Source organism: Colwellia sp., assembly GCF_013215345.1.
Classification (GTDB): domain Bacteria; phylum Pseudomonadota; class Gammaproteobacteria; order Enterobacterales; family Alteromonadaceae; genus Colwellia.
The window spans coordinates 19,657-39,890 of the sequence record NZ_JABSOV010000031.1 but is presented as its reverse complement, the minus strand read 5'-3'; the positions used below and the strand labels follow the sequence as shown (position 1 = coordinate 39,890).

General features: G+C 39.6%; 15 protein-coding genes. 2 read left to right on the top strand and 13 right to left on the bottom strand.

All coding sequences use genetic code 11. From position 1 onward, the window contains the following. The 5 genes from HRT50_RS06795 to HRT50_RS18840 form a co-directional block, all read right to left on the bottom strand. A partial coding sequence (locus HRT50_RS06795; protein WP_291612679.1) for an XdhC family protein occupies positions 1-518 on the bottom strand: 518 nt, incomplete at its 3' end. A 112-nt stretch (positions 519-630) separates the two neighbouring features. Then, entirely contained in the window at positions 631-3,747 is a 3,117-nt protein-coding gene (locus HRT50_RS06790) for an MlaD family protein (RefSeq protein ID WP_291612677.1), read from the bottom strand. Then, complete coding sequence (locus HRT50_RS06785; RefSeq protein ID WP_291612675.1) at positions 3,744-4,436, bottom strand: paraquat-inducible protein A; 693 nt, start codon at positions 4,434-4,436, stop codon at positions 3,744-3,746. Before HRT50_RS06785 ends, HRT50_RS06790 begins: the two co-directional genes overlap by 4 nt. Then, positions 4,423-5,070: a paraquat-inducible protein A gene (locus HRT50_RS06780; protein WP_291612673.1), complete on the bottom strand. Its 648-nt coding sequence runs from the start codon at positions 5,068-5,070 to the stop codon at positions 4,423-4,425. The genes HRT50_RS06785 and HRT50_RS06780 overlap by 14 nt, the downstream gene beginning before the upstream one ends. Positions 5,071-5,237: 167 nt before the next feature. Next, on the bottom strand, positions 5,238-6,194 hold the full coding sequence (locus HRT50_RS18840) for a cytochrome c (protein ID WP_367238859.1): 957 nt from the start codon (positions 6,192-6,194) through the stop codon (positions 5,238-5,240). Between the two features lie 245 nt (positions 6,195-6,439). On the opposite strand from HRT50_RS18840, the gene yihA reads away from it, so the two are divergent. Next, entirely contained in the window at positions 6,440-7,126 is a 687-nt protein-coding gene (yihA, locus tag HRT50_RS06765; RefSeq protein ID WP_291612670.1) for a ribosome biogenesis GTP-binding protein YihA/YsxC, read from the top strand. Positions 7,127-7,224: 98 nt separating this feature from the next. Here yihA and HRT50_RS06760 read toward each other — a convergent pair whose 3' ends face one another. From HRT50_RS06760 to HRT50_RS06730, 7 genes are all read right to left on the bottom strand, one after another. Then, a complete protein-coding gene (locus tag HRT50_RS06760) occupies positions 7,225-9,030 on the bottom strand; it encodes an ABC transporter ATP-binding protein/permease (RefSeq protein ID WP_291612668.1) in 1,806 nt (601 codons plus the stop codon). Between the two features lie 551 nt (positions 9,031-9,581). Next, positions 9,582-9,863, bottom strand: coding sequence for a hypothetical protein (locus HRT50_RS06755; RefSeq protein WP_291612666.1), 282 nt, complete (start codon positions 9,861-9,863; stop codon positions 9,582-9,584). Between the two features lie 174 nt (positions 9,864-10,037). Further along, the gene (locus HRT50_RS06750) at positions 10,038-11,705 is read right to left on the bottom strand and encodes a GGDEF domain-containing response regulator (protein ID WP_291612664.1); all 1,668 of its coding nucleotides are present in this window, start codon (positions 11,703-11,705) and stop codon (positions 10,038-10,040) included. 22 nt (positions 11,706-11,727) lie between these two features. Continuing rightward, positions 11,728-12,177 carry a response regulator gene (locus tag HRT50_RS06745; RefSeq protein ID WP_291612662.1) on the bottom strand — a complete coding sequence of 150 codons (450 nt, stop codon included), beginning with the start codon at positions 12,175-12,177 and terminating at the stop codon, positions 11,728-11,730. Between the two features lie 22 nt (positions 12,178-12,199). Continuing rightward, positions 12,200-13,876 carry an ATP-binding protein gene (locus tag HRT50_RS06740; RefSeq protein WP_291612660.1) on the bottom strand — a complete coding sequence of 559 codons (1,677 nt, stop codon included), beginning with the start codon at positions 13,874-13,876 and terminating at the stop codon, positions 12,200-12,202. A 266-nt stretch (positions 13,877-14,142) separates the two neighbouring features. Next, positions 14,143-14,526: an HsmA family protein gene (locus tag HRT50_RS06735; protein ID WP_291612658.1), complete on the bottom strand. Its 384-nt coding sequence runs from the start codon at positions 14,524-14,526 to the stop codon at positions 14,143-14,145. Between the two features lie 230 nt (positions 14,527-14,756). After that, positions 14,757-15,515 carry an MBL fold metallo-hydrolase gene (locus tag HRT50_RS06730; protein WP_291612656.1) on the bottom strand — a complete coding sequence of 253 codons (759 nt, stop codon included), beginning with the start codon at positions 15,513-15,515 and terminating at the stop codon, positions 14,757-14,759. A gap of 339 nt (positions 15,516-15,854) precedes the next feature. Between HRT50_RS06730 and HRT50_RS06725 the strand changes: the two genes are divergently transcribed. Beyond that, positions 15,855-16,955 (top strand): HDOD domain-containing protein, encoded by a 1,101-nt coding sequence (locus tag HRT50_RS06725; RefSeq protein ID WP_291612654.1) that lies wholly within the window; start codon positions 15,855-15,857, stop codon positions 16,953-16,955. Between the two features lie 185 nt (positions 16,956-17,140). Here the strand turns inward: HRT50_RS06725 and HRT50_RS06720 are convergent, their stop codons facing one another. Further along, positions 17,141-20,230 (bottom strand): efflux RND transporter permease subunit, encoded by a 3,090-nt coding sequence (locus tag HRT50_RS06720; protein ID WP_291612652.1) that lies wholly within the window; start codon positions 20,228-20,230, stop codon positions 17,141-17,143. Between the last annotated feature and the right edge of the window lie 4 nt (positions 20,231-20,234).

Sequence of the window (20,234 nt, the reverse complement as noted above, 5' to 3'; positions counted from 1 at the left end):
TCAAGAGATCTGACTGGCTTTGATAAAACTTGATTGTTAGTTTGACAGGGTTTTTGAACGGCGCTTTGCTCGATAGTCGAAGAGCTGCTGCGAAGGCTGGTTTCGTTATCGAAGCTATCAATATGATAAAAACAAGGGTTACGGTTATCGAGTTGGCTTTTTAAAGTGACTAAGTCGAGGTAGTTATTATCACGGTTAATCGGTTGTAGTAATACCTTCACTAAACCGCCGCAACCTATGCCCAGTTGCCAGGCAACATCACTATCATCTTGCATATCATAACAGACAGTAATATTAGTATTTTTATGCCAGCACTTTTGCGCTTGCCGCATTAAATCTGCTTCTAGGCAGCCACCACTTAATAGACCATAACTTTTGCCTTGGCTACTAATGAGCATCATAGCGCCCGCTTTACGGTAAGAGGAACGTTGGGTTTCAATGATGCTGGCAAGCACCCATTGGCAGGAGTCTTTTTCGGTAAACCAATTAGCTAATAATGCTTTGAGGCGATTACTCATTTATTATTGCGTTCGCTTAACTTAACAGGAGTTAGCTAACATAAATGAGAAAGTCGCCAAATTAAACTGTTGCAGCTAATTAAAATGTAAGCAATTAATTAATGTCTTTACTCTACTTTGAGTCAGCTGCTGCGTTTTTTTGGTCAATGGCAATTTTAGGTTGCCATTCTAACCAGTCTTTATCGACATCTTGATGTAGGACGAAACTTGCTGGTAGGGAGGTTACGTCTTTATCAAGCTTATCTTCAGGCTCTGGTGTTGCAAAGGCAATGCCACCAGCAATCAGAGTTTCTATTGACTCTGAATCAATATTTACCCCAGAGAAAATTCCGGCTTCAATCTTGATACCACTGGTATTCCAAAACTGACTTTGGCCGTTTACGAGTGGCGCGTAACGTTTGGCAATATTGATAAAAATATTCACTTGATCAGCTGTCGGTGATAAATCAATACCAATGACTTTACCGACCTTAATTTGACGATACAAAATAGGGTTACCGACACGTACCGAACCAAGTCGTGGGGCAGTTAACTTAACATTTAAGCCATAAGCTAATTGCTCAACCGTAGGTGCTAGCTCAAGGGCTTGAAACTCATATTGCTGCTTAGTCTCTGCTGAATGCGAAGGTAATAGACCAATAAAAGCACCATCGAGTAAAGCGGCAACATTTTTTGAACCGACTAAGCCTATTTGTGGTTCAATTTTCCAAAATTTAGTACCTTGTCTAGCGTATTGACTACCTAAATCATTGAGTAACACCAGTGTGGTAACGCCAACTTTATTTTTGCTAAAAATTAAACGCTCAACCACGCCTACGGCTTGCTCTTGATAGACCACCTTGGTATTTACTTTTAAGCCGGAAATATCATTAAATTGGATACTGATTGCCTGGCCGGCATCTTTGGCATGTTCTTCATGTTTAAATAAGGTAAACGTTGCCAGTTCTTCAACTGGCGCTTTCGTTGTTAACGAACTCGTTAGTGCCGTGTCTGGAGTGTAAAAGCTGATACCACCACGTAAAATGGCATCAAGTGATTCTGTTTTTACTACGAAGTCGCTGATACCACCAGAAATACTAATACCGCCCGCATTATAGAAGCGGCTGGTACTTTGTAATAAATCTCGGTGTTCTTCATCAATAGTGATGCTGACTTTAATATTATCATCTGCCTTATCTAGGCTGACATTATCCACTTGACCAATGGTTATACCGCGGTAACTAACCGCACTACCCGGTGTTGCTACGCTGGCGTGTTCAGTGAGTAAGGTAAGTTGTAAACCTGGCGCGCTAGCCGATTTTACTGGCGGTTTGTTAAATAAGTTAAATTGCGTTTGTACATCACCTTGACCCAAGTTAAAGGTGATGTAAGTACCACCAAAAAAAGCATCAGTATCGCTAGCACCGGACAGGCTTAAACTGGGCTTAACTAAGTAAAATTGAGTATTAGCCTTTAAGATATACTGATATTTAGCTAATAAACCTAACTGTAATTGCTGGTATTCCCCTTGGCTATGAACTTGATGAATGGCACCAATTTCAATACCACGATATAAAACACGGGTGTTGGTGCTTACTTGTTCACTGGCAGCAATATTCAGGGTAAAGCTCACATTTTGCTCGGCCAGTTTGTTATTGGCATACAGTGAAAAACTATCACCGTTTTTAACCAATTTCTTTTGCGTATCTTGATTATTGCCATGGCTATTTCTTTGATTAGAAAAAGCAATGCCGCCGGTTAAAATACTCTGTAGTGATTGGGCTTGAATATCGATCCCCAGTAAACTTGCCGATATCTTCACGCCGGAATTATTGTAAAATCGACTGCTATGATTCACATAATGACTAAATTCGGGTTGCACATGAATATGAATTAAATGGCGCTCAGGTGCAGTGGTTTCGATGGCTTGTATATTACCGACTATTTGCTGCTTGTAATAAACACTGCTACCCACTTGTAATGAGCTACGGTCATTACTGGTTAACATTAAGTGTAAACCTGGTTCGCTATATTTATAAGGCGGTTTATTACTAAACACTTTAAATTTGTTGCGAGGTTTTCCAGCTAGAGATGGCCTGATACTGATGTAACTACCAGTTAATAAGGTTTTAGCGTTCGATAAACCGGCAAGACTAATTTGCGGTGCAACAATATAAAACTGAGACTGTTCCGTTAGGTAGGGTACAACACGTGGGTTAACTTTTGCGGTGGCGGTAATTTTTCGACTCACAGGGTCGATTTTACTAAATGACTCAATAACACCAATAGTAAGGCCTTGGTATAAAATTGCTGCATTGTGATCAATGCCAGAATTCCAATCCAAGGTTAACTCTACTTCATGACCCATTTCAGCTGATTGAAAATCAGCATGTAAGGGGAATTCTTGGCCATTGTGTGCGGGTGCTAAATCTTTTTGGTAACTTAAGGTATCTACGGCAATGCCGCCCGCCATTATCGAAGCTAATGAATCGGTATTGATTTTAACCCCACCAGAAAGTGAGGCAGTAACTTGTATGCCACTGGTGTTATAAAATAAAGAGTTCTCTTTTACCAAGTGGGCAAATTCTGGTTCGATAAAAATGTTAATGGCAATTTTCTTACTACTTTCAATATAGTGATAACCTGTGACATAGCCAATGGGGATTTGTTTGAAGCTAATAGGAGAGTTTTCACTAATAGAGCCTAATACATCGGTATGCAAGGTCAGGTGTAAGCCCGGGGTCGACATATCTAACGTTGGCGCTTCTGTTAAGGCAATAAAGTGATCCTGACTATCGGCCTCATTCCTGGTATCTGGCAGGATAGTAATATAACTACCCGAAATTAGCGTTTCTAAGCCAGAGATACCCTGTAAGGAAATATCAGCACTGACTAACCAAAAACGGGTGTTTTTAGTCAAATAATTAGCAAAGTTTTTAGATATTTCTACTTCGGCAATAACGCGCTGCAAGTCTGCCGAAGGTACAACTTTTTTGACTAAGCCTGTTATTAAGCCTTTAAAACGTACTTCTGTTTTATTAGGCACTATGCCAGAGCCATTATCAAACTCTATGGTGATCAAGGTACCTTGTTCAGAAACAACTTTTACCGTTAGCCATAAACCAAAAATCAAGGCGATAAAAGGCACAAACCAAATAATAGATATGCCCTGACGTGGGACAATTTCAGCAATATATTTGTCAATTTTTTGATTATGCTCAGAGGCAGCAGTATCTTTGTTATTGGTCATTTCTGTCCCTTTTCTTCTGGTAAAGTGCCTAGTAAATTTTCTAGCAGCTTGTCTGACGGTAATAGTGCTTGCTCTATTGTTTTCTTATCTGCTTTCTTATCCCACAGTAAGCGTGGGTCAAAACTATTTGCAGCAAACATGGTGAAAATTACCGTAATGGTAAAGTAATTTATCGCAGGACCTGCAGCCACTGAGGTAACAAAACCAAGCTCTACTACGGTTACCATTAAAGCCACAACGAAAACATCAAGCATTGACCAAGGGCCTAAAAACTCAAGTATATGGTAAATTTTGCTATGTTTGTTGGGCTTTAAACGGATGCCTGTGTGTGCTTTATAAACTAACACAAATAAGCCAATAATTTTTATTAAAGGCACTATGATACTGGCGGTAAAAATAATAATCGCTATCGGGTATAAACCATGATCAATAAATTCGCCGATACCCGACAAAATTGTGGCATCACTAGGAATACCCAATTGATAGACAATCATTATTGGATAAAGGTTCGCTGGAATAAATGCGATTAAGGCAGCAACATTCCAAGCCAAGGTGTATTGTAAAGAGTTATGTTTACGTTGATAAAACATGCCGTGACAGCGGCTACACTGCTGCGGTTCGGCCTGTAAACTATTAAGCTTATGGCATTTAGGGCATAAAGCTAAGCCCTTACTTTTAGCTGTGTTCATTAGCACAATTCCTCGGGAAAGCCCGCTCTAACTTATCCCAGATATAATCTTGGTCGAGTGCCGCAGCTGACATGGTAGAGCAAATTAGCCAGAAGACAAAAGCAAATAAGCCAAGGTTGATTGATAGTTCAGTATCATCAATCAACTTATACATAGATACAACAATGCCAAGCATAAAAACATTGAGCATAGCCCAGTTATCAAGGTAATGATAAGCGCGAAAAAAGTTTAGCAGTGAAGGTTTCAGTTTGTGAAATTTAAAGCTGTAGGAAATATAAAGTGCGCCGGCTAAACGGACAATGGGCACGGCAATAGCAAAGAGAAATACCAAGCTGGCGATCATGAAAAAGCCACGGTCAATCAGAACCAGGATACAATCAAATAATGACGCTTGATGGAATTGCCCAGCCAAGGTAACACCCATGATAGGTAATAAAATGGCTGGTAACATTAGCATTAAACCGGCAAGCGACCAGTTAAAGCTACGCTCAATGGAGTCAACCTTGCGTTCAATTAAGGTGCTGCCACAGCGGTTGCATTTGGCTAGTTGTCCCTGTTTTAACTGTGGCTTGTCATAAAGTGCATCACACTGCTGACAAGCGACAAAGAATGTAGGGTTAATTTTGCTGTTCATTTAGCTGCGATTTATCCATTAATTGGGATTTTTCCATTAAATGACTAATTTTCAATTTAGTTGCTAGCTGTCTACTTAATTTCGAATTATACAAAAAGATCATAAAAAAAAAGCAGCGATAATCGCTGCTTTTTTATAAATTTGCTAATGAAGCAAGCAAGTCATTCTTATTTTAATGACGTGATATATTGTGCAACCGCTTCAATATCAGCATCGGATAATTTAATGGCTATGTTACGCATAATACCATTGTTATCATTACCACGACTGCCGTCACGGAAGCTAGCAAGTTGCTTTTTCAAGTAATCTTTACTTTGACCAGTAATACTTGGAAAGCCGGCTTGTTTCATGCCTTTACCTGCAACACCATGACAAGCAATACAAGCGGTAACACCTTTATCTGCATCGCCGCCAATGTATAATTTATGTCCAACTTCATTTGACTCGCCAGTACCTGCATTTTTGCTTTGTACAGCAAAGAAAGCGGCTAAGTCGTTCATGTCTTCTTTCGATAACGCTGCAACCATACCCGCCATTACTGGGTCGTTACGATCGCCTGATTTGAAATCAGCTAGTTGTTTAGCAATATAGTTAGCACTTTGACCCGCAAGGCTAGGGTACATAGGTACTAAGCTGTTACCGTCAGCGCCGTGACAAGCGGCACAGGCTAGTGCTTTATCTTTACCGGCTGCTACATTACCTGCATAAATTGCTGATGCTGGGGTAGAAGCGACAATTTCAACATTACCGGCAGCTGGAGCACTTACTGGCGCTGCATCTGTACTAGAGCCAGTACTTGCTGATGCTGCCGCTTGCTCGTTGGCACTAGGTAAACCAGAAAAATGAGCCGCTAAATCAGCCATATCTGCTTCAGATAAGTTAGCCGCCATAGGCGCCATCATGGCATCGGTACGTGCGCCTGATTTAAAATCTTTTAATTGCTTAATGATATAAGCATCATTTTGACCGGCAAGATTAGGGAACATAGGACTTGCACTAACACCTGTAGGACCGTGACAGGCGCTACAAGTGACTGATTTTTCTTTACCTGCGTTAGCATCTGCGGCTTGTACAGCACTTACGGAACTTAAGGCTACAAGTAGCGAAAAGATAATTTTTTTCATTGAGTTGCTCTCTGCTTGTCATTAATCACTTAGCTTTTTGAATATTATAATAGCTATCTAATTAAAAAATGATAAAAAAGTATGATGGATGTGTCGGCATTTTACACGAATATTGGCCCCGTGTAATAGTGGAGAAGAAAAAATCAGACAAAAAAAACTGTGATTTCGCTGTTTTGTGCATTTTTTTAATAATATTTGTTGAAGAAAAACGCTATAATGACGAAAATTTTAAACGAGTTAAGCCCTTGTCTTCTACAAAGATACATTTAACTAAAGCCGCCTTTACCCTTAGCGCCCCAGATATTCGTCGTTTACCAGCTGATTCTGGTATTGAAGTCGCCTTTGCGGGCCGCTCTAATGCAGGTAAATCTAGTGCCTTAAATACGCTAACCAATCAAAGAGGATTGGCGCGCATAAGTAAAACTCCCGGTCGAACTCAGCTTATCAACGTGTTTGAAGTAGCAGAGGATCGCCGCCTAATCGATTTGCCAGGTTATGGCTTTGCCAAAGTGCCATTAGAAATGAAGAAAAAATGGCAAAAAGCACTGGGTGAATATTTAGAAAAACGTCAGTGCTTAAAAGGCATCGTCATTTTAATGGATATTCGTCATCCACTTAAAGACTTAGACATGGATTTAATTCAATGGGCAGCAGATAGCGAATTAGCTATGTTAGTTTTGTTGACTAAATGTGACAAGTTATCACAAGGTAAACGTAGCGCTGAAGTGCTTAGCGTTAAGAAAGCCTTAGCACCATTAAATGCTGATATTCGAGTACAAGCTTTTTCATCACTAAAATATACCGGCAAAGAACAAGCCGATGCCATTATTTGTGATTGGCTTGAACAAGAAGCGGAAGATTATGACTTGCCTGAAGCAACTGATTCCGGCGATGAAGATGAAAATATCTTACCCGATGATTTTCAGAATTAATTAAATCGACTAATCTAAAATGAAAAAAGGAGAACGCTTTAGTGGTTCTCCTTTTTTTGTACCTGTATCTCTATCTCGTCCTGAAATGTGATTTCAGCTTAGCTTACTTGTTTAAACTGTAGCTCCACTAAGCGCTGATATAAGCCACAGCTTTGCAATAATGATTGATGGTCACCGATATCAACTAACTGGCCTTGATCTAATACCGCAATATGGTCAGCATGTTGTATTGTTGAAAAGCGATGAGCAATAATAATGGTGGTGCGACCACGCATCAATTCTTCAAGTGCTTGTTGCACATGATGTTCACTTTCACTATCAAGAGCACTGGTTGCTTCATCTAGCAATAAAATATGTGGGTCTTTTAATATTGCCCGAGCAATAGCAATACGTTGGCGTTGGCCGCCAGAAAGACGCACACCACGCTCTCCTAGATAACTCTTATAGCCTTGCGGTAATTGACTGATAAATTCATGAGCGTGGGCTTTTTTAGCGGCAGAGATGACTTCTTCATCACTAGCATCAGGCTTGCCGTAGCGTATATTATGAAAAACATCACTGCTAAATAGTGCTGGCTGTTGTGGCACTAAGGCCATTTGTTGGCGAAGGTCTTCCGGGTCAAGCTGGCGTATATCGGTACCGCCTAAGGTTATACGGCCCACTTGTGGATCATAAAAGCGCTGCAGCAGTTCAAATAGCGTAGTTTTTCCTGCGCCGGATGGGCCAACTAACGCCAATACTTTACCTTGCTCCGCGACTAAGTTGAGCCGTTGCGTTGCTGCTTGATCTGGCCTTGAAGGGTAGTTAAAGCTCACTTCTTCAAAAGTGATTTCTGCGTTAAGATTATTTGCCGATACCGCATTTTCTTTTGGCGGCAAAATATGGCTTTTAACTTGTAAAATCTCAATGAGCCTTTCGGTCGCACCAGCAGCGCGCTGTAATTCACCTAATACTTCTGAGATGGTTGCTAAAGAAGAAGCCACTAAAATGGCATAAAATACAAAAGCGCCTAAATCGCCGCCACTCATCTTACCTTGGATCACGTCACTGCCACCGACCCATAACATGCCGGTAATAGCGCCAAAAACAATAATAATTACGCCAGCGATTAACGTGGCGCGTTGCTGTATGCGACTACGGCCAATATCGAATGACTTCTCAACTTCTTCAGCAAAAGCGTGCCTTTCTTGCTGCTCGTGGGTATAACTTTGCACGGTTTTAATATGTTCAATAGCTTCGCCCGCATAACTACCAACATTGGCCATTGAATCTTGGCTTTTACGTGATAATTTTCTCACTTTACGGCCATAAAATAAGATGGGCACCAAAATAAATGGCACTGAAATTAAAACAATAATGGTTAGTTTAATATTGGTGGCAAACAACATTACCAAGGCGCCAATCAGCATTAAGGCACTGCGAATAGCCATAGAAAATGAAGAGCCGATGATACTTTGTAATAGCGTGGTATCAGTGGTGATACGCGACATAATATCGCCGCTGCCATTGGTCTCAAAATAGCTGGGGTGCAAGGTAATGACATGATTAAACACCGCCAAACGAATATCCGCGCTGACTCGCTCACCTAACCAGGAAACTAAATAAAAGCGGGCAAAGGTACCGCCTGCAATGAATACGGTAATTGCCAAGATAAATAGCACAGCTTGCTGTAATTGCTCAATGGACTGTTGAGCAAAGCCCTCATCAATTAACATCCTAACGCCTTGACCAACAGACAACATTACCGCAGCAGTAAAAATAAGGGCGATAAATGCGGCTAACACATGACCTTTATAGGGGCGGATAAATTGAATGAGCTCAAAGAGAATGGCAACTTTCTTTTCTTGATTTTTTTCAGTTGCAACTGTGTCGGTAAGTGTGTTGGCTGAGGAGTGTTCAGACATAAGGTCCCTTAGTCTTTACTAGCTAAGTTAAGCTGCTAGTGGATGAATATATTGCCAATAGTCTACGCTTTTAGTGAGCAGTGAACTAGGCAGCAATAACTTAATATGGGGGGATTACCGTAAAAGTAATGCTAATTTAGCGCTAAATTACAGCAAAAGATGTAATAGAAAGTTACACCATTAAGTCAGTTTACAAGTTCAGTGGCTGAGAGTGTTACCCATTTAAGCGTTATACCTAGCAGTTCTTATCAAGAATAAGCAGCAATACTCACTAAATTTCAGGCATAAAAAAGCCGATGTCATTTTCTTTACTATTAGATAGTTAAGAACTACACCGGCATATCAGCTTATGGGGAAGCTACAAAAAATTATTACAATAAGTGTTCGCTTAAGAACAAGTGTACTATAGAGCAAGAACTCTATATAAGTAAAGCTATTTATAAAGTATTAGCTCTATTTCATTGATTTGGATCACTATTACTTTGTTTGTACCATTATAGTGCTGTGATAATTATGCCCACGCAGCAATGATTGTTTTTTACCAAACAATACTACTTTCGGATATCCATACTAACTTGAGTATCAATAGTGCCTTCATCATCAATAACAATAACCGCTTCATTAAGTAGCATGACTACCAGCATTTCTTCAGCTTCGTTGCGAATAAAACTAAGCTGATAACCATAATTATGCATTGAACTTACAGAAGCTTGCTGGGCAACACTAAGTTTCGACCATAATGCATGTTCACTAGGACATTCGTGCCTGCGTTCGTCTAAAACCACTTCATTCTCACTTGTTAAATGCTTGGTGTTCTTAATAACAGAAGACATAGATTATTGCGTCCTTGTAACACTACAACATGTATTTAAGGTATAGCAGTTTTCAATTTTAATTCAATTTTATCGAAACTTTGACATTAGCTGTTAGCGAAAATATAGCCATGTAAATGATATGACCTTTAATAAAAGGGAAACACTGGCTTTAAAGGGGGAAGTTTTACTCTGTTATAATGGCATAGGCTTGGAATATAAGTAGCCTTGAGCAAAGGGACAAGCTAAGGACTTAAGTATGTTGGCTATTTCTTTAGTCTCTACTCCTTCAGCAATAACGCTTAAGCTCAATGCCTCACCCAATGAAATGATTGCTGTGCAAAGCGCCATATCTTTCTTTGAATTTACTATGTTTTGTACAATAGACTTATCTATTTTGATTGAATTCATCGGGAATGCGCGCAAATATGAAATAGATGAATGCCCTATGCCAAAGTCATCAACTGAAAATTTAAAACCCAAGTTAGCTAATATCTGTAACCTATTTACTGTCTTCTCGATAATATCTAATGGTTTACGCTCGGTTAGTTCAATGGTCAATTTATTCGCCAAGTCAGGTACTTCTTGCACATATTTCTGCACCAGTTCAATAAAATCATCTGAATTAAATTGATTGGCTGAGGCATTGATAGAAATATGTCGATCAGTGATTCCTTGAGCATGCCAGCTCTCTAACTTTAAACAAGCGTGTTGAAAGACCCAATCACCTATTTTTAGGATTAAATTACTCTCTTCGGCTACTTCAATAAACTCCTCAGTGTTACGAAAGCCTTTTTCACCATCAGGCCACCTCAGTAAAGCCTCATACGAAACAATTTCATTATTATTTAACGAAACTATGGGTTGAAAATATAAGAGTAATTCGTTGTTTTCGATGGCACTATAAAGCTCTAATTCCAATAGATGTTTAATAATCGCTTTTTGATGTAGCTCTTGGTTATAAAAGCTATAGCTATTACGGCCATTCGCTTTCGCTTGATACATGGCTCTATCACTAAAGTCGATAAGCTCACTGGCTATGTGCGTATCGGTTGGGTAAATGGCTATGCCAATACTGGGTGTTACGGCCACATATTTACTGCACACTTGTATAGGCTTTTGAAAAGTTTCCATGATGTTTTCAACTAACTTGACAAAATCAGAGTCATTTTTTACATCCTTTAGCAACAATGAAAACTCATCGCCACCTAACCTTGCCACGATATCAGAGCTGCGGGTAACATGCTTTAATCGCCGAGCAATCTTGGTTAATAGCTGGTCCCCCGCAGGATGGCCGTAGTTATCGTTGATAAATTTAAAATTGTCTAAATCTAGGGTTACCAAAGCAAATTGGTTGCCTGAACGTTTACTTTGTTGGGTCGCTTTAATGAGCAGTTCATTAAATAGACTGCGATTATACAAGCCAGTCAAACCATCATAATGAGCCAATTTTGCCAGTTTAGCTTCAAAGCCTTTACTCTTTAATGAGTATCGAAATGTCCGTTCGAGTAAATGCGGGGTTAATTCACTTTTTACCAAGTAATCATCGGCGCCTTTTTCCATGGCATCGAGATCCGTTTGATAATCATCTATACCAGAGAGCATAATAATAGGCGGGGCAGTTTCATAATGTTGCTTTATTTCGGCGATTAATTCCAAGCCCAATTCAGCCCCTAAACGATTGTCTAGGAAATAAAAATCAAAATTCTCATTAGCAATTTTAACTTGAGCAGATTTAAAATCCTCAGCCCAAGTAATAGAATCCACCTCGCCAATCGCCTCAATGAGCAGTTCTCTTAATAAGATGTAGTCATCTTCATCGTCTTCAACGATCAGAATTTTCAATCTAGAATAATTATTCATGGTCCATCACAATTTATACCAGCTATTTTTTGGGTAAGGAAACTAGGTGAAACCAATAATCAGAAACTGAACGTACCATTTCGACTAAACTATCAAAAGAAACGGGTTTTATAATAAAAGAATTGACCCCCATCTCATAAGTTCGGGCAATATCGGCTTCGGCTTTCGAGGTGGTCAGCACTATTATCGGAATGGATCGGAATTTTTCGTTTTGTTTGATCTTGTTTAATACTTCCCTGCCATCCATGACTGGCATATTTAAATCAAGCAGGATTAACCCCGGCAGGGGTTGATCAATTAAATGGGCAAAAGCCCCTTCTCTGTTTAAATACTGTAATAGCTCTTTACCATTGTTAGTGAAGTCTATTGGGTTACCTAAGCGGGCTTCCTCTAAGGCATCACTCACTAATAATTGATCATCGGGATCATCATCACACATATGTATTGTTATTGGGGTTAAACTCTCACTCATATTATTTCCTCAATTGTGACTATTACTCTTGGTCTTTTACTTCCAATAATAAGATAAAACATGCGCCTTTATCTAATTCAGACTCAACATGTATCATGCCATTATGTTTTTCGACAATTTTTTTACATATCGCTAAACCTATGCCTGTGCCTTGGTATTGGCTACGGCCGTGCAAACGTTGAAATACTTCAAATATTTTATCTGCGTATTCTTGCTCAAAGCCAATGCCATTATCTTGTATTTTAATTTGCCAATAGGCTATATTCTCGATTAATACTCGCTGGCTGCTAATGGTAATAATAGGTGCTTGTTCGGCCTTGGCGAATTTCAGTGCGTTGGATAATAAGTTTAAAAACACCTGATAGAGTTTACTGCTCTCACCCATGATTCGAGGTAACTCTGCTATGTTAATCTGAGCAGATTTCTCATCAATACTAATGTGTAAATCATCAAGCACACTCGTTAATACGTCAGTAAGAGCGATGTCTTTAAGCACATAATCTTCACTACCTACCCGAGAAAACTTCAATAAGTCATCAATTAAACTACGCATCCTGGTGGCAGATTTTTGCATTCGATCAATATAATCAATGGCTTTTTCATCTGAAATAATTTCCACTCGCTTGTGTAACCTGTCACCAAAGGCTTGAATCTTACGGAGCGGCTCTTGTAAATCATGGGAGGCAATGTAGGCAAACTTTTCTAACTCGGCATTGGATTGAGTTAATTGGTCATTGGTGCGATTCAACTCTATTGCTTTAATGTTTAAAGTTTCATGGGCCAGTTGTAATTGCTCATGGTGTTTTATTTGATTTTTATAGGTTTGTACATAGTCTAATACCAGTCCAACCAAGGGGATGACATAGGCAATAATCTTTAAAAAGTGAGCAATATTAAAATCACTATCAAATAATCGTTGTGAACCAAAGGCCATATGTAATTCCACCGCGACTTCGGGTAATGCGCTCAATAATAGCGCGGAGGCAAAAATGCTGGGGTAACGTTTGGCAAACAGTGGGTAAATAACTAAGCCGGCAAATAGAAACAATAACAATGGAATAATGTCATAGGGACGGCGAATAATTGCATCGGGGAACTGAGTTTGAGGTAGGTCATGACTTGTTGCGGCAAAGTAAATCAGCAAGTAACCAATCAGTGCAAAAACCAAGCTGATAAGAATAATGAATTTCATACCATTTTCTGGATTTATTTTTCGCCCCGATAAAAAAACCCCTACGCCAGCAATCATGATTACAGCATTAAAAACTCGCGATAATGCCCAAGTAAAGGGGATTAAATCAGTATTTTCTGCGACAGCACTTATTAGCCGAGTAGCTGCTAAGGTGTGAAAAGCATCCATACACCCCGCGCAAAACAAGGCCACGCCAATAACTGGGGTGGTAATATCATGGGTGATGGAATAATGACAAAAAGCCAATAATACCACGAAGATCGCAGCGCTGAATGCAGTCCACTCAAGTAGCGCATGGGTAAAACCGCCGGATAAGCGATAAAACATTTCATCGGCTGTTATCGGTAATGTTGCTGATGCCCTACTTGTCGTTGTTACTGGCAGGGCATTGCCAAAATCGCCACCAAGTAATTGTAAAATAAAAGGCACTACACATATAACAACTACAGCAATAACTATAGACGGTGGTAATCGGTACTCTTCCTTAATATAAAATAAATTAATCATGGTTATGTAATTTTTATAGATTAATCGCTTGAGTATAAGAGAGAATTTTGATTCTTGCGGTTTATTTCTAAAACTATAACTATGAGGCCGGCAAGATAGTTAGCTGAATACTTATCTACCGAACTCACTGTTACTTTTGAAAACTTCCTTTGAATATTGCTGACAGGCTTGAAAATATAATACTTAAAAAGCCGCCTTTGATAATCCTAAATTTGACGGTAATATTTTACCCCGTACAAGTGGGCAATAATTTAATGGAATTGGTATTAATTAGTTAATCCGCTTATGCCAAGGTATAAGCCAGAAATATAAGAAATCATCCAGAAAGCCCAAACAAGGATGCTAAAGCGATGGAAAGTCTTTTGTAGCTCAATATCATTATTCCGGATTGCTATGAATGCCCAACAAAAGTGGAAAATCATCAAGAAAAGGCCAAGGAAACCTGAAATAGAATGAGCGGTAAAGATAAGGTGACCGACATGCAAGTACATGCAAAGTGTACCAATAGTATCGGTAATAACACCAAGGCCAAACATGGTTAAATGCCACAGCTTTAATTTTTTATGGTAATAGTCATTCCAGATGCCGATAGAATAAAAGATCAGGGCGAGGGTGAAAAAAATAGCCCCTGTTAAAATTAATGGTGTCACAGCTTTATCCTTTAGAGAAATTTAAAGGCATGATTTTAATCTAATTGATAATTAATTGCATTAGTGAGTTTTTGAGGTAAATCAATATAGTAATCAGTAGTGCAATTTTAGCCATCAAAATTGGCTAGTCCGAAGTACATAGTATTCTGCTTCTAACAGTAGAGAGAGTGAATAGCGGTACTTGATTATCACCCAAACACCGCTAGTGGCGACTAGTCATTGCTTGGCTGCTACTTAGATGGCATCAACTTGAAGGAATTCTTTAGCTTTGCTTTAACGGAGCGCCAATGAGTTCTGGGTATTTTAGGCGCTAACGCCAATATATGTTGGTAATCATGCTCTGATAGCCTTACTTCTCCACCATGAGCAAGGATAATACTATCGGCCTTTAACGCGATTATTTTGTGCAGTGAAGCTCGATAACGATTAGGGTAAAAAATAGGGAAGGGAGGAATAAATTTATTTTTTACTTTAACCATTAAATCAGCAACATAAACCTTATTGCTGGCTAGGTGATGTAAAGATAAATCTCTATCAGTATGACCTTGAGTGGCTAAGGAAACCCAGTCTGAAAAGCCCGGTAACGGCTCACCATCATTGAGTTTATAGTCAGCTATTAATTGGCTTGAATACCAAGTTTTTTTGCTGGGTTTTTTCATGCGTTTGGCGACCCATTTAGCTAACAATATGTCGGTAAGGTGCATAAGCCGTCCCTCTAGACCTGAATACCACTGGCCAGCAACATTGGCCGTGGCAATTTTACAGCCAGTTATTTTCCGTAAGGTATTAGCGGCACCAGCATGATCAGGATGCATATGAGTTACTACAATCAAAGTTAAATCATTAAAAGGGCGCTGTAATTTCTGAGTGATAAAGTGCTTTAACACAGGGATATCCGAACGACAGCAACCATCAAGCAGTAACAGCTTATCTGGATATTCTGCCAGCAAAATTGTTTGAATATGACCGTCAAGGTGATGTAGTTTCATAATGAAATAGCCGTTAAGTGTGTTTTTGTTGCATACAGTACATTAAAATAAATGGCCTAAGGATGCACTATTTTTTCAATAAGAAGTCGATAAAATCTCAAGCCATTGCTTGAGCTTTTGTTTAGCTGTTTTTTACCTATGTGCTTTTGCACAAATGATACCTTGATGTGCTTTATTCATTGCGCCAATGCTTTTTAGAGCTTTGGGCTATTCTTAATTTATACCATGGATATAGATAAAACAGTTGTGGGATAGTGACTTTGGAGATTGTATTGGCAAACTATAGTGGAACCTAGCGATTAAAAGCGCGCTGCGAACTTAATAGGACACAAATATCATATGTTTAAAGAGGTGGTAAAGCTATTATTCCCCAGTAGTGACGCTGAACAGCAACCCAATTATTTTTATTTTGAAGAAGATAAGGTATCTGCTGAAGAACTGCAGCAACAAGCAATCGATAAGTTACACAGTGCTAACCAAGTTAAACCGCTGAGCTTGGTTAGTGCTGAAGAGGCACACCAGCAAAGCTACTATGATTTTTTATTTGGCCAATCACCAGCAGCTGTGCAGCATGATGAACTATCACGTTATGTTGCCGATAAGGTTGCCGTTTTGCTGAAAAACCCGAATGGCATGCTTAATGTCATGCCGGCTTTACCTGCTTCTCTGCACAAGGTGATGGCTCATTTGCGTGACGATGATTTTGATACTGAGCTTTTGCTTGATTTAATTCAGCAAGAACCCTCAATAGCCGCAAAAGTCATAGAATTGGCCAGCTCCTCATTTTATAATCACAGCAATAAAGTAATAACCGATCTCAAATCCGCTTTTATGTTGCTTGGTAGTAATGGCCTTATTGAAGGGGTAATCAATGGCTTTATTAGTAAGTTAACCCCACAATCACAAATATACTTTAAGCAATATGGCAGCAAAATTTGGCAACATAGCCTTGCCTGTGGTGTTATTACCAAAGAATTAATAAAGGCATCTCCTGATAAAAATGAGGCAGCACAAGGCTATCTTATCGGCTTAATTTGTAATTTGGGTGATATGGTTATTTATCAATTATTGATGGACGCCTTTGCCTATGTACACCCAGACTGCCAACCTAACTCTTATGCTTTTAAAGAATTAATGCAGCAGAAGTCAAAAAAGTTAACCTACCACATCGCTAAACATTGGAGCTTTCCTCAGTCAATATTAGAAGCGCTTAATGTGCAAGTGAAGATAACTAATTCAGCTATGTTGTCGGCCGCTTTTAGTAAGCACCCTATGGCTTGTTATGTTTATGAAGCCAACATTATTAGTGAGCTGATGATGATGTTAGAACACCATAATAAAAGCCAAGAAGAGGTAAGTAAGACGGTAACAGCATTACTCTATAGTGTCGAAGCGAAGTTGTATATTGAGCGGCTATTAGTCGAAAAGGCTAGCAACTAGTATAACCTTCAGAATTGACTGAAAAGTCGCCGACCATACGCTGACAATCGATAGATATTTACGGCAATGACTAAATAGCTAGAAAAACTATTAATGAGGCAATAAAAAAGCCACAAGTGCTATGCACACCGTGGCTTTACATCAGCTAAATCGAGGTTTTAAGGTCTGATAGACGTAATGTATATTTAACAGACTTTATCGAGTGCTGCTTGTGATACATCAAATTCGTGCTCGTCCAATTTATGTCTTTTTTCAGCCAGCAATAAATAAAAGCTAGGTAAAATAAACAAGGTAAATATGGTACCAATAAACATACCTGCCACTAAAACAATACCAATACTGTTACGCGCTTCTGCGCCTGCACCAGTAACCAATACCAAGGGAAAGTGCCCCAAGATTGTTGCTGCAGTGGTCATTAAAATAGGACGCAAACGTGTCGTTGCTGCTTCAGTTACCGCAGTAAGTTTATTAGCGCCAAGCTCTTGGGCATGGTTAGCAAATTCAACAATTAAAATACCGTTTTTAGCAATTAAGCCAATCAAGGTAATTAAGCCTATTTGCGAATAAATATTAATGGTGGTTAATTCCATGTAAGGGATTAACAAGGCACCGGATAGTGCTAACGGCACACAACCTAGCAGCACAACTAAAGGGTCTCTAAAGCTATTAAATTGTATCGCTAGTACTAAAAAGACAATCAATAGTGATACCGCCAGTACCATAATTAAGGTATTGCCTTCTTGGCGTAACTGACGAGATTCGCCCGCATAGTCAATGGAATAACCTAAAGGCAACATTTCTTTTGCCGCATTTTCAATGGCAGATAAAGCCGCTTCTTTGTTTGAACCCGGGGCCGTGACGCCAAAAATTCTAAAGGAAGCTTGTTGAGCAAAGGTACCGAGGGCTCTAGGCACAGTTTTCCATTTTAATTCAGCCACTGCTGATACAGGTAATAGCTCACCGGTAGGTAATTTAATATTCAACGATAAAATAGCTTCGGTTTTACTGCGCACCTCGTCATTAACTATGGGTATAACACGATATGCTTTACCATTAGCATCAAAACGATTAACAAAGTTGCTGGACAATAAAATACCTAGTTGTTCACTAATTTCCCCGACAGTCATACCTAAATCAGCAATTTTCTCTCGGTTTAGTTGTAGCTCTATTTGCGGAAGATCTATTTTTAAATCGGTATCTGCATAAAGAAATTGACCACTGGCAAAGGCTGCACCAACAAGTCGATCGGCATATTGCTTCATTTCACTATAGGGTGCAGAAGCTTTAACAATCATTTCAATTTCAAACTGACCTGAACTCGGTAAAGAAGACGGTAGAATAGGAAACATATTTAGCCCCGGTATTTGCGCTAATTTCCCGTAAATTTGTGGAACTAATGACTGGGCGCTATAGTCGCGATCATCGGCATTAACCAACTCTAAACCACCAAAACCACCACCGCCAAAAATGATCTGCCAAATTTTCTTCCCACCTTCAATTTCTTGCAAGCTTGCCACCACAGGATTCATTTGCGCGACGTTATATTCTAACGAAGCATCAGGTGGTGATTGAATGACAAACATAACCATGGCTTGATCTTCTACCGGAGCTAATTCTTTTTTCGAGTGCAGATAAAAAGGCACACTGAGTAGCGAGACCACAAAAGCAATAAGAAAAACTTGTCCTTGCCACTTAAATATCTGCGTTAATAACTTGGCGTAGCTCGACTGCAGTTTTTCAAAGATATGATTTACTTTACCGGTGAACCAGCCTTCCTCACCACCTTTAGGTGAAACATAAGCGCTCATAATAGGTGATAAAGTAATAGCAACTATACCTGAAATAATAACGGCAATGGCTAAGGTAAAGGCGAACTCTTTGAACAATACGCCAGTTAGGCCTGATAAAAATCCGATAGGTGCATACACCGCTGCCAGTGTTAACGTCATCGAGATAATAGGCACCAATAGCTGGCGTGAACTAATCAAGGCGGCATCAAATCTTGACATGCCTTGACGCATAAGTCGGGCAACGTTTTCTACCACCACAATGGCATCATCGACCACCAAGCCCACCGAGAGTACGATAGCTAATACGGTTAATAGATTTAACGAAAATCCCATCATAGACATGGCGGCAATAGCACCTAAAATAGAAATAGGTATGGTGATTAATGGCACTATGGCGCTTCTAAAAGAGCCCATTAATAGTACCACTACCAAGCCAACTAAAATGACGGTTTCAGCTAAGGTGGTAAAAATTTCAGTTAACGCATCACGCATATACAAGGTGCCGTCATAAGCATAATCAATTGAAATACCATAAGGTAGAGTTTTGTTTAGCTCAGCAACTTTTTTATATAACCTATCACCAATGGCTATTTCATTAGCGCCAGGCAATGGCCAAATAGAAATATAAACGGCATCTTTGTCGTTTAGTCTAGCGGTAACACTAGTATCTTCAGCGGCGAGCTCAATTTTTGCGACATCTTTTAAATAGATATTAGCGCCATCTAGTTTACTGATCACCAATTGTTGAAAGTCTTCAACACTGCTCAGTTGGGTATTGGCAACGATATCAATTTTTTGTCGACTATTTTCCACATAACCTAACGTGGCTATGGTGTTGTTGGTCGCTAAGGCTTGATAAACATCACTGGCGCTTAAGTTAAATATTTGCAGTGCCTCGGGATTTAACCACACACGCATTGCGGGTGTTCGAGCACCTTCAATACCGACTCTTTGCACACCTTCAATAGCATTTAAAACTGGGTTAACTTGGCGAGTTAAATAATCAGTAATGCGCGATAAGTCATTACCATTGGCCTGGACATTTAAATAAAACACCGCAAAAGGCCTATCAGCACGACTCACTGATACCATAGGATCTTGCGCACCTGCAGGTAATTCAAAACGAATTTGGCTTAAACGCGCGGTTAATTCCGCCAGCGCTAAGGTCGAATTTTCATTGAGCTTTAGCCAAGCGGTAACTTTAGAACTGCCAGAGGTACTGGTCGAGTCGACATATTCAACCCCAGGCACAGTCGCGGCAACGCGCTCAATTGGCTCAGTAATAAAACCTTGCACTACATCAGCGGCAGCGCCGATATAATAGGTTTCAATAACTAATGAGGCACTTTCAATTTTTGGGAATTGCAGTACTGGAATTTTGCTTGCTGACCATAGGCCGGCAATACAAATAATAATAGACAAAACAATGGCGACCACAGGTCGTTTGACAAAAATGTCCATAATTGATGGTTTACTTTCTTGCATCATA

Bases quoted from the DNA above. Each gene is read 5' to 3' on its own strand.
- HRT50_RS06790 (WP_291612677.1), bottom strand. From the start codon at position 3,747: ATGACCAATAACAAAGATACTGCTGCCTCTGAGCATAATCAAAAAATT.
- HRT50_RS06785 (WP_291612675.1), bottom strand. From the start codon at position 4,436: ATGAACACAGCTAAAAGTAAGGGCTTAGCTTTATGCCCTAAATGCCAT.
- HRT50_RS06780 (WP_291612673.1), bottom strand. From the start codon at position 5,070: ATGAACAGCAAAATTAACCCTACATTCTTTGTCGCTTGTCAGCAGTGT.
- HRT50_RS18840 (WP_367238859.1), bottom strand. From the start codon at position 6,194: ATGAAAAAAATTATCTTTTCGCTACTTGTAGCCTTAAGTTCCGTAAGT.
- HRT50_RS06760 (WP_291612668.1), bottom strand. From the start codon at position 9,030: ATGTCTGAACACTCCTCAGCCAACACACTTACCGACACAGTTGCAACT.
- HRT50_RS06755 (WP_291612666.1), bottom strand. From the start codon at position 9,863: ATGTCTTCTGTTATTAAGAACACCAAGCATTTAACAAGTGAGAATGAA.
- HRT50_RS06750 (WP_291612664.1), bottom strand. From the start codon at position 11,705: ATGAATAATTATTCTAGATTGAAAATTCTGATCGTTGAAGACGATGAA.
- HRT50_RS06745 (WP_291612662.1), bottom strand. From the start codon at position 12,177: ATGAGTGAGAGTTTAACCCCAATAACAATACATATGTGTGATGATGAT.
- HRT50_RS06740 (WP_291612660.1), bottom strand. From the start codon at position 13,876: ATGATTAATTTATTTTATATTAAGGAAGAGTACCGATTACCACCGTCT.
- HRT50_RS06730 (WP_291612656.1), bottom strand. From the start codon at position 15,515: ATGAAACTACATCACCTTGACGGTCATATTCAAACAATTTTGCTGGCA.
- HRT50_RS06725 (WP_291612654.1), top strand. From the start codon at position 15,855: ATGTTTAAAGAGGTGGTAAAGCTATTATTCCCCAGTAGTGACGCTGAA.
- HRT50_RS06720 (WP_291612652.1), bottom strand. From the start codon at position 20,230: ATGCAAGAAAGTAAACCATCAATTATGGACATTTTTGTCAAACGACCT.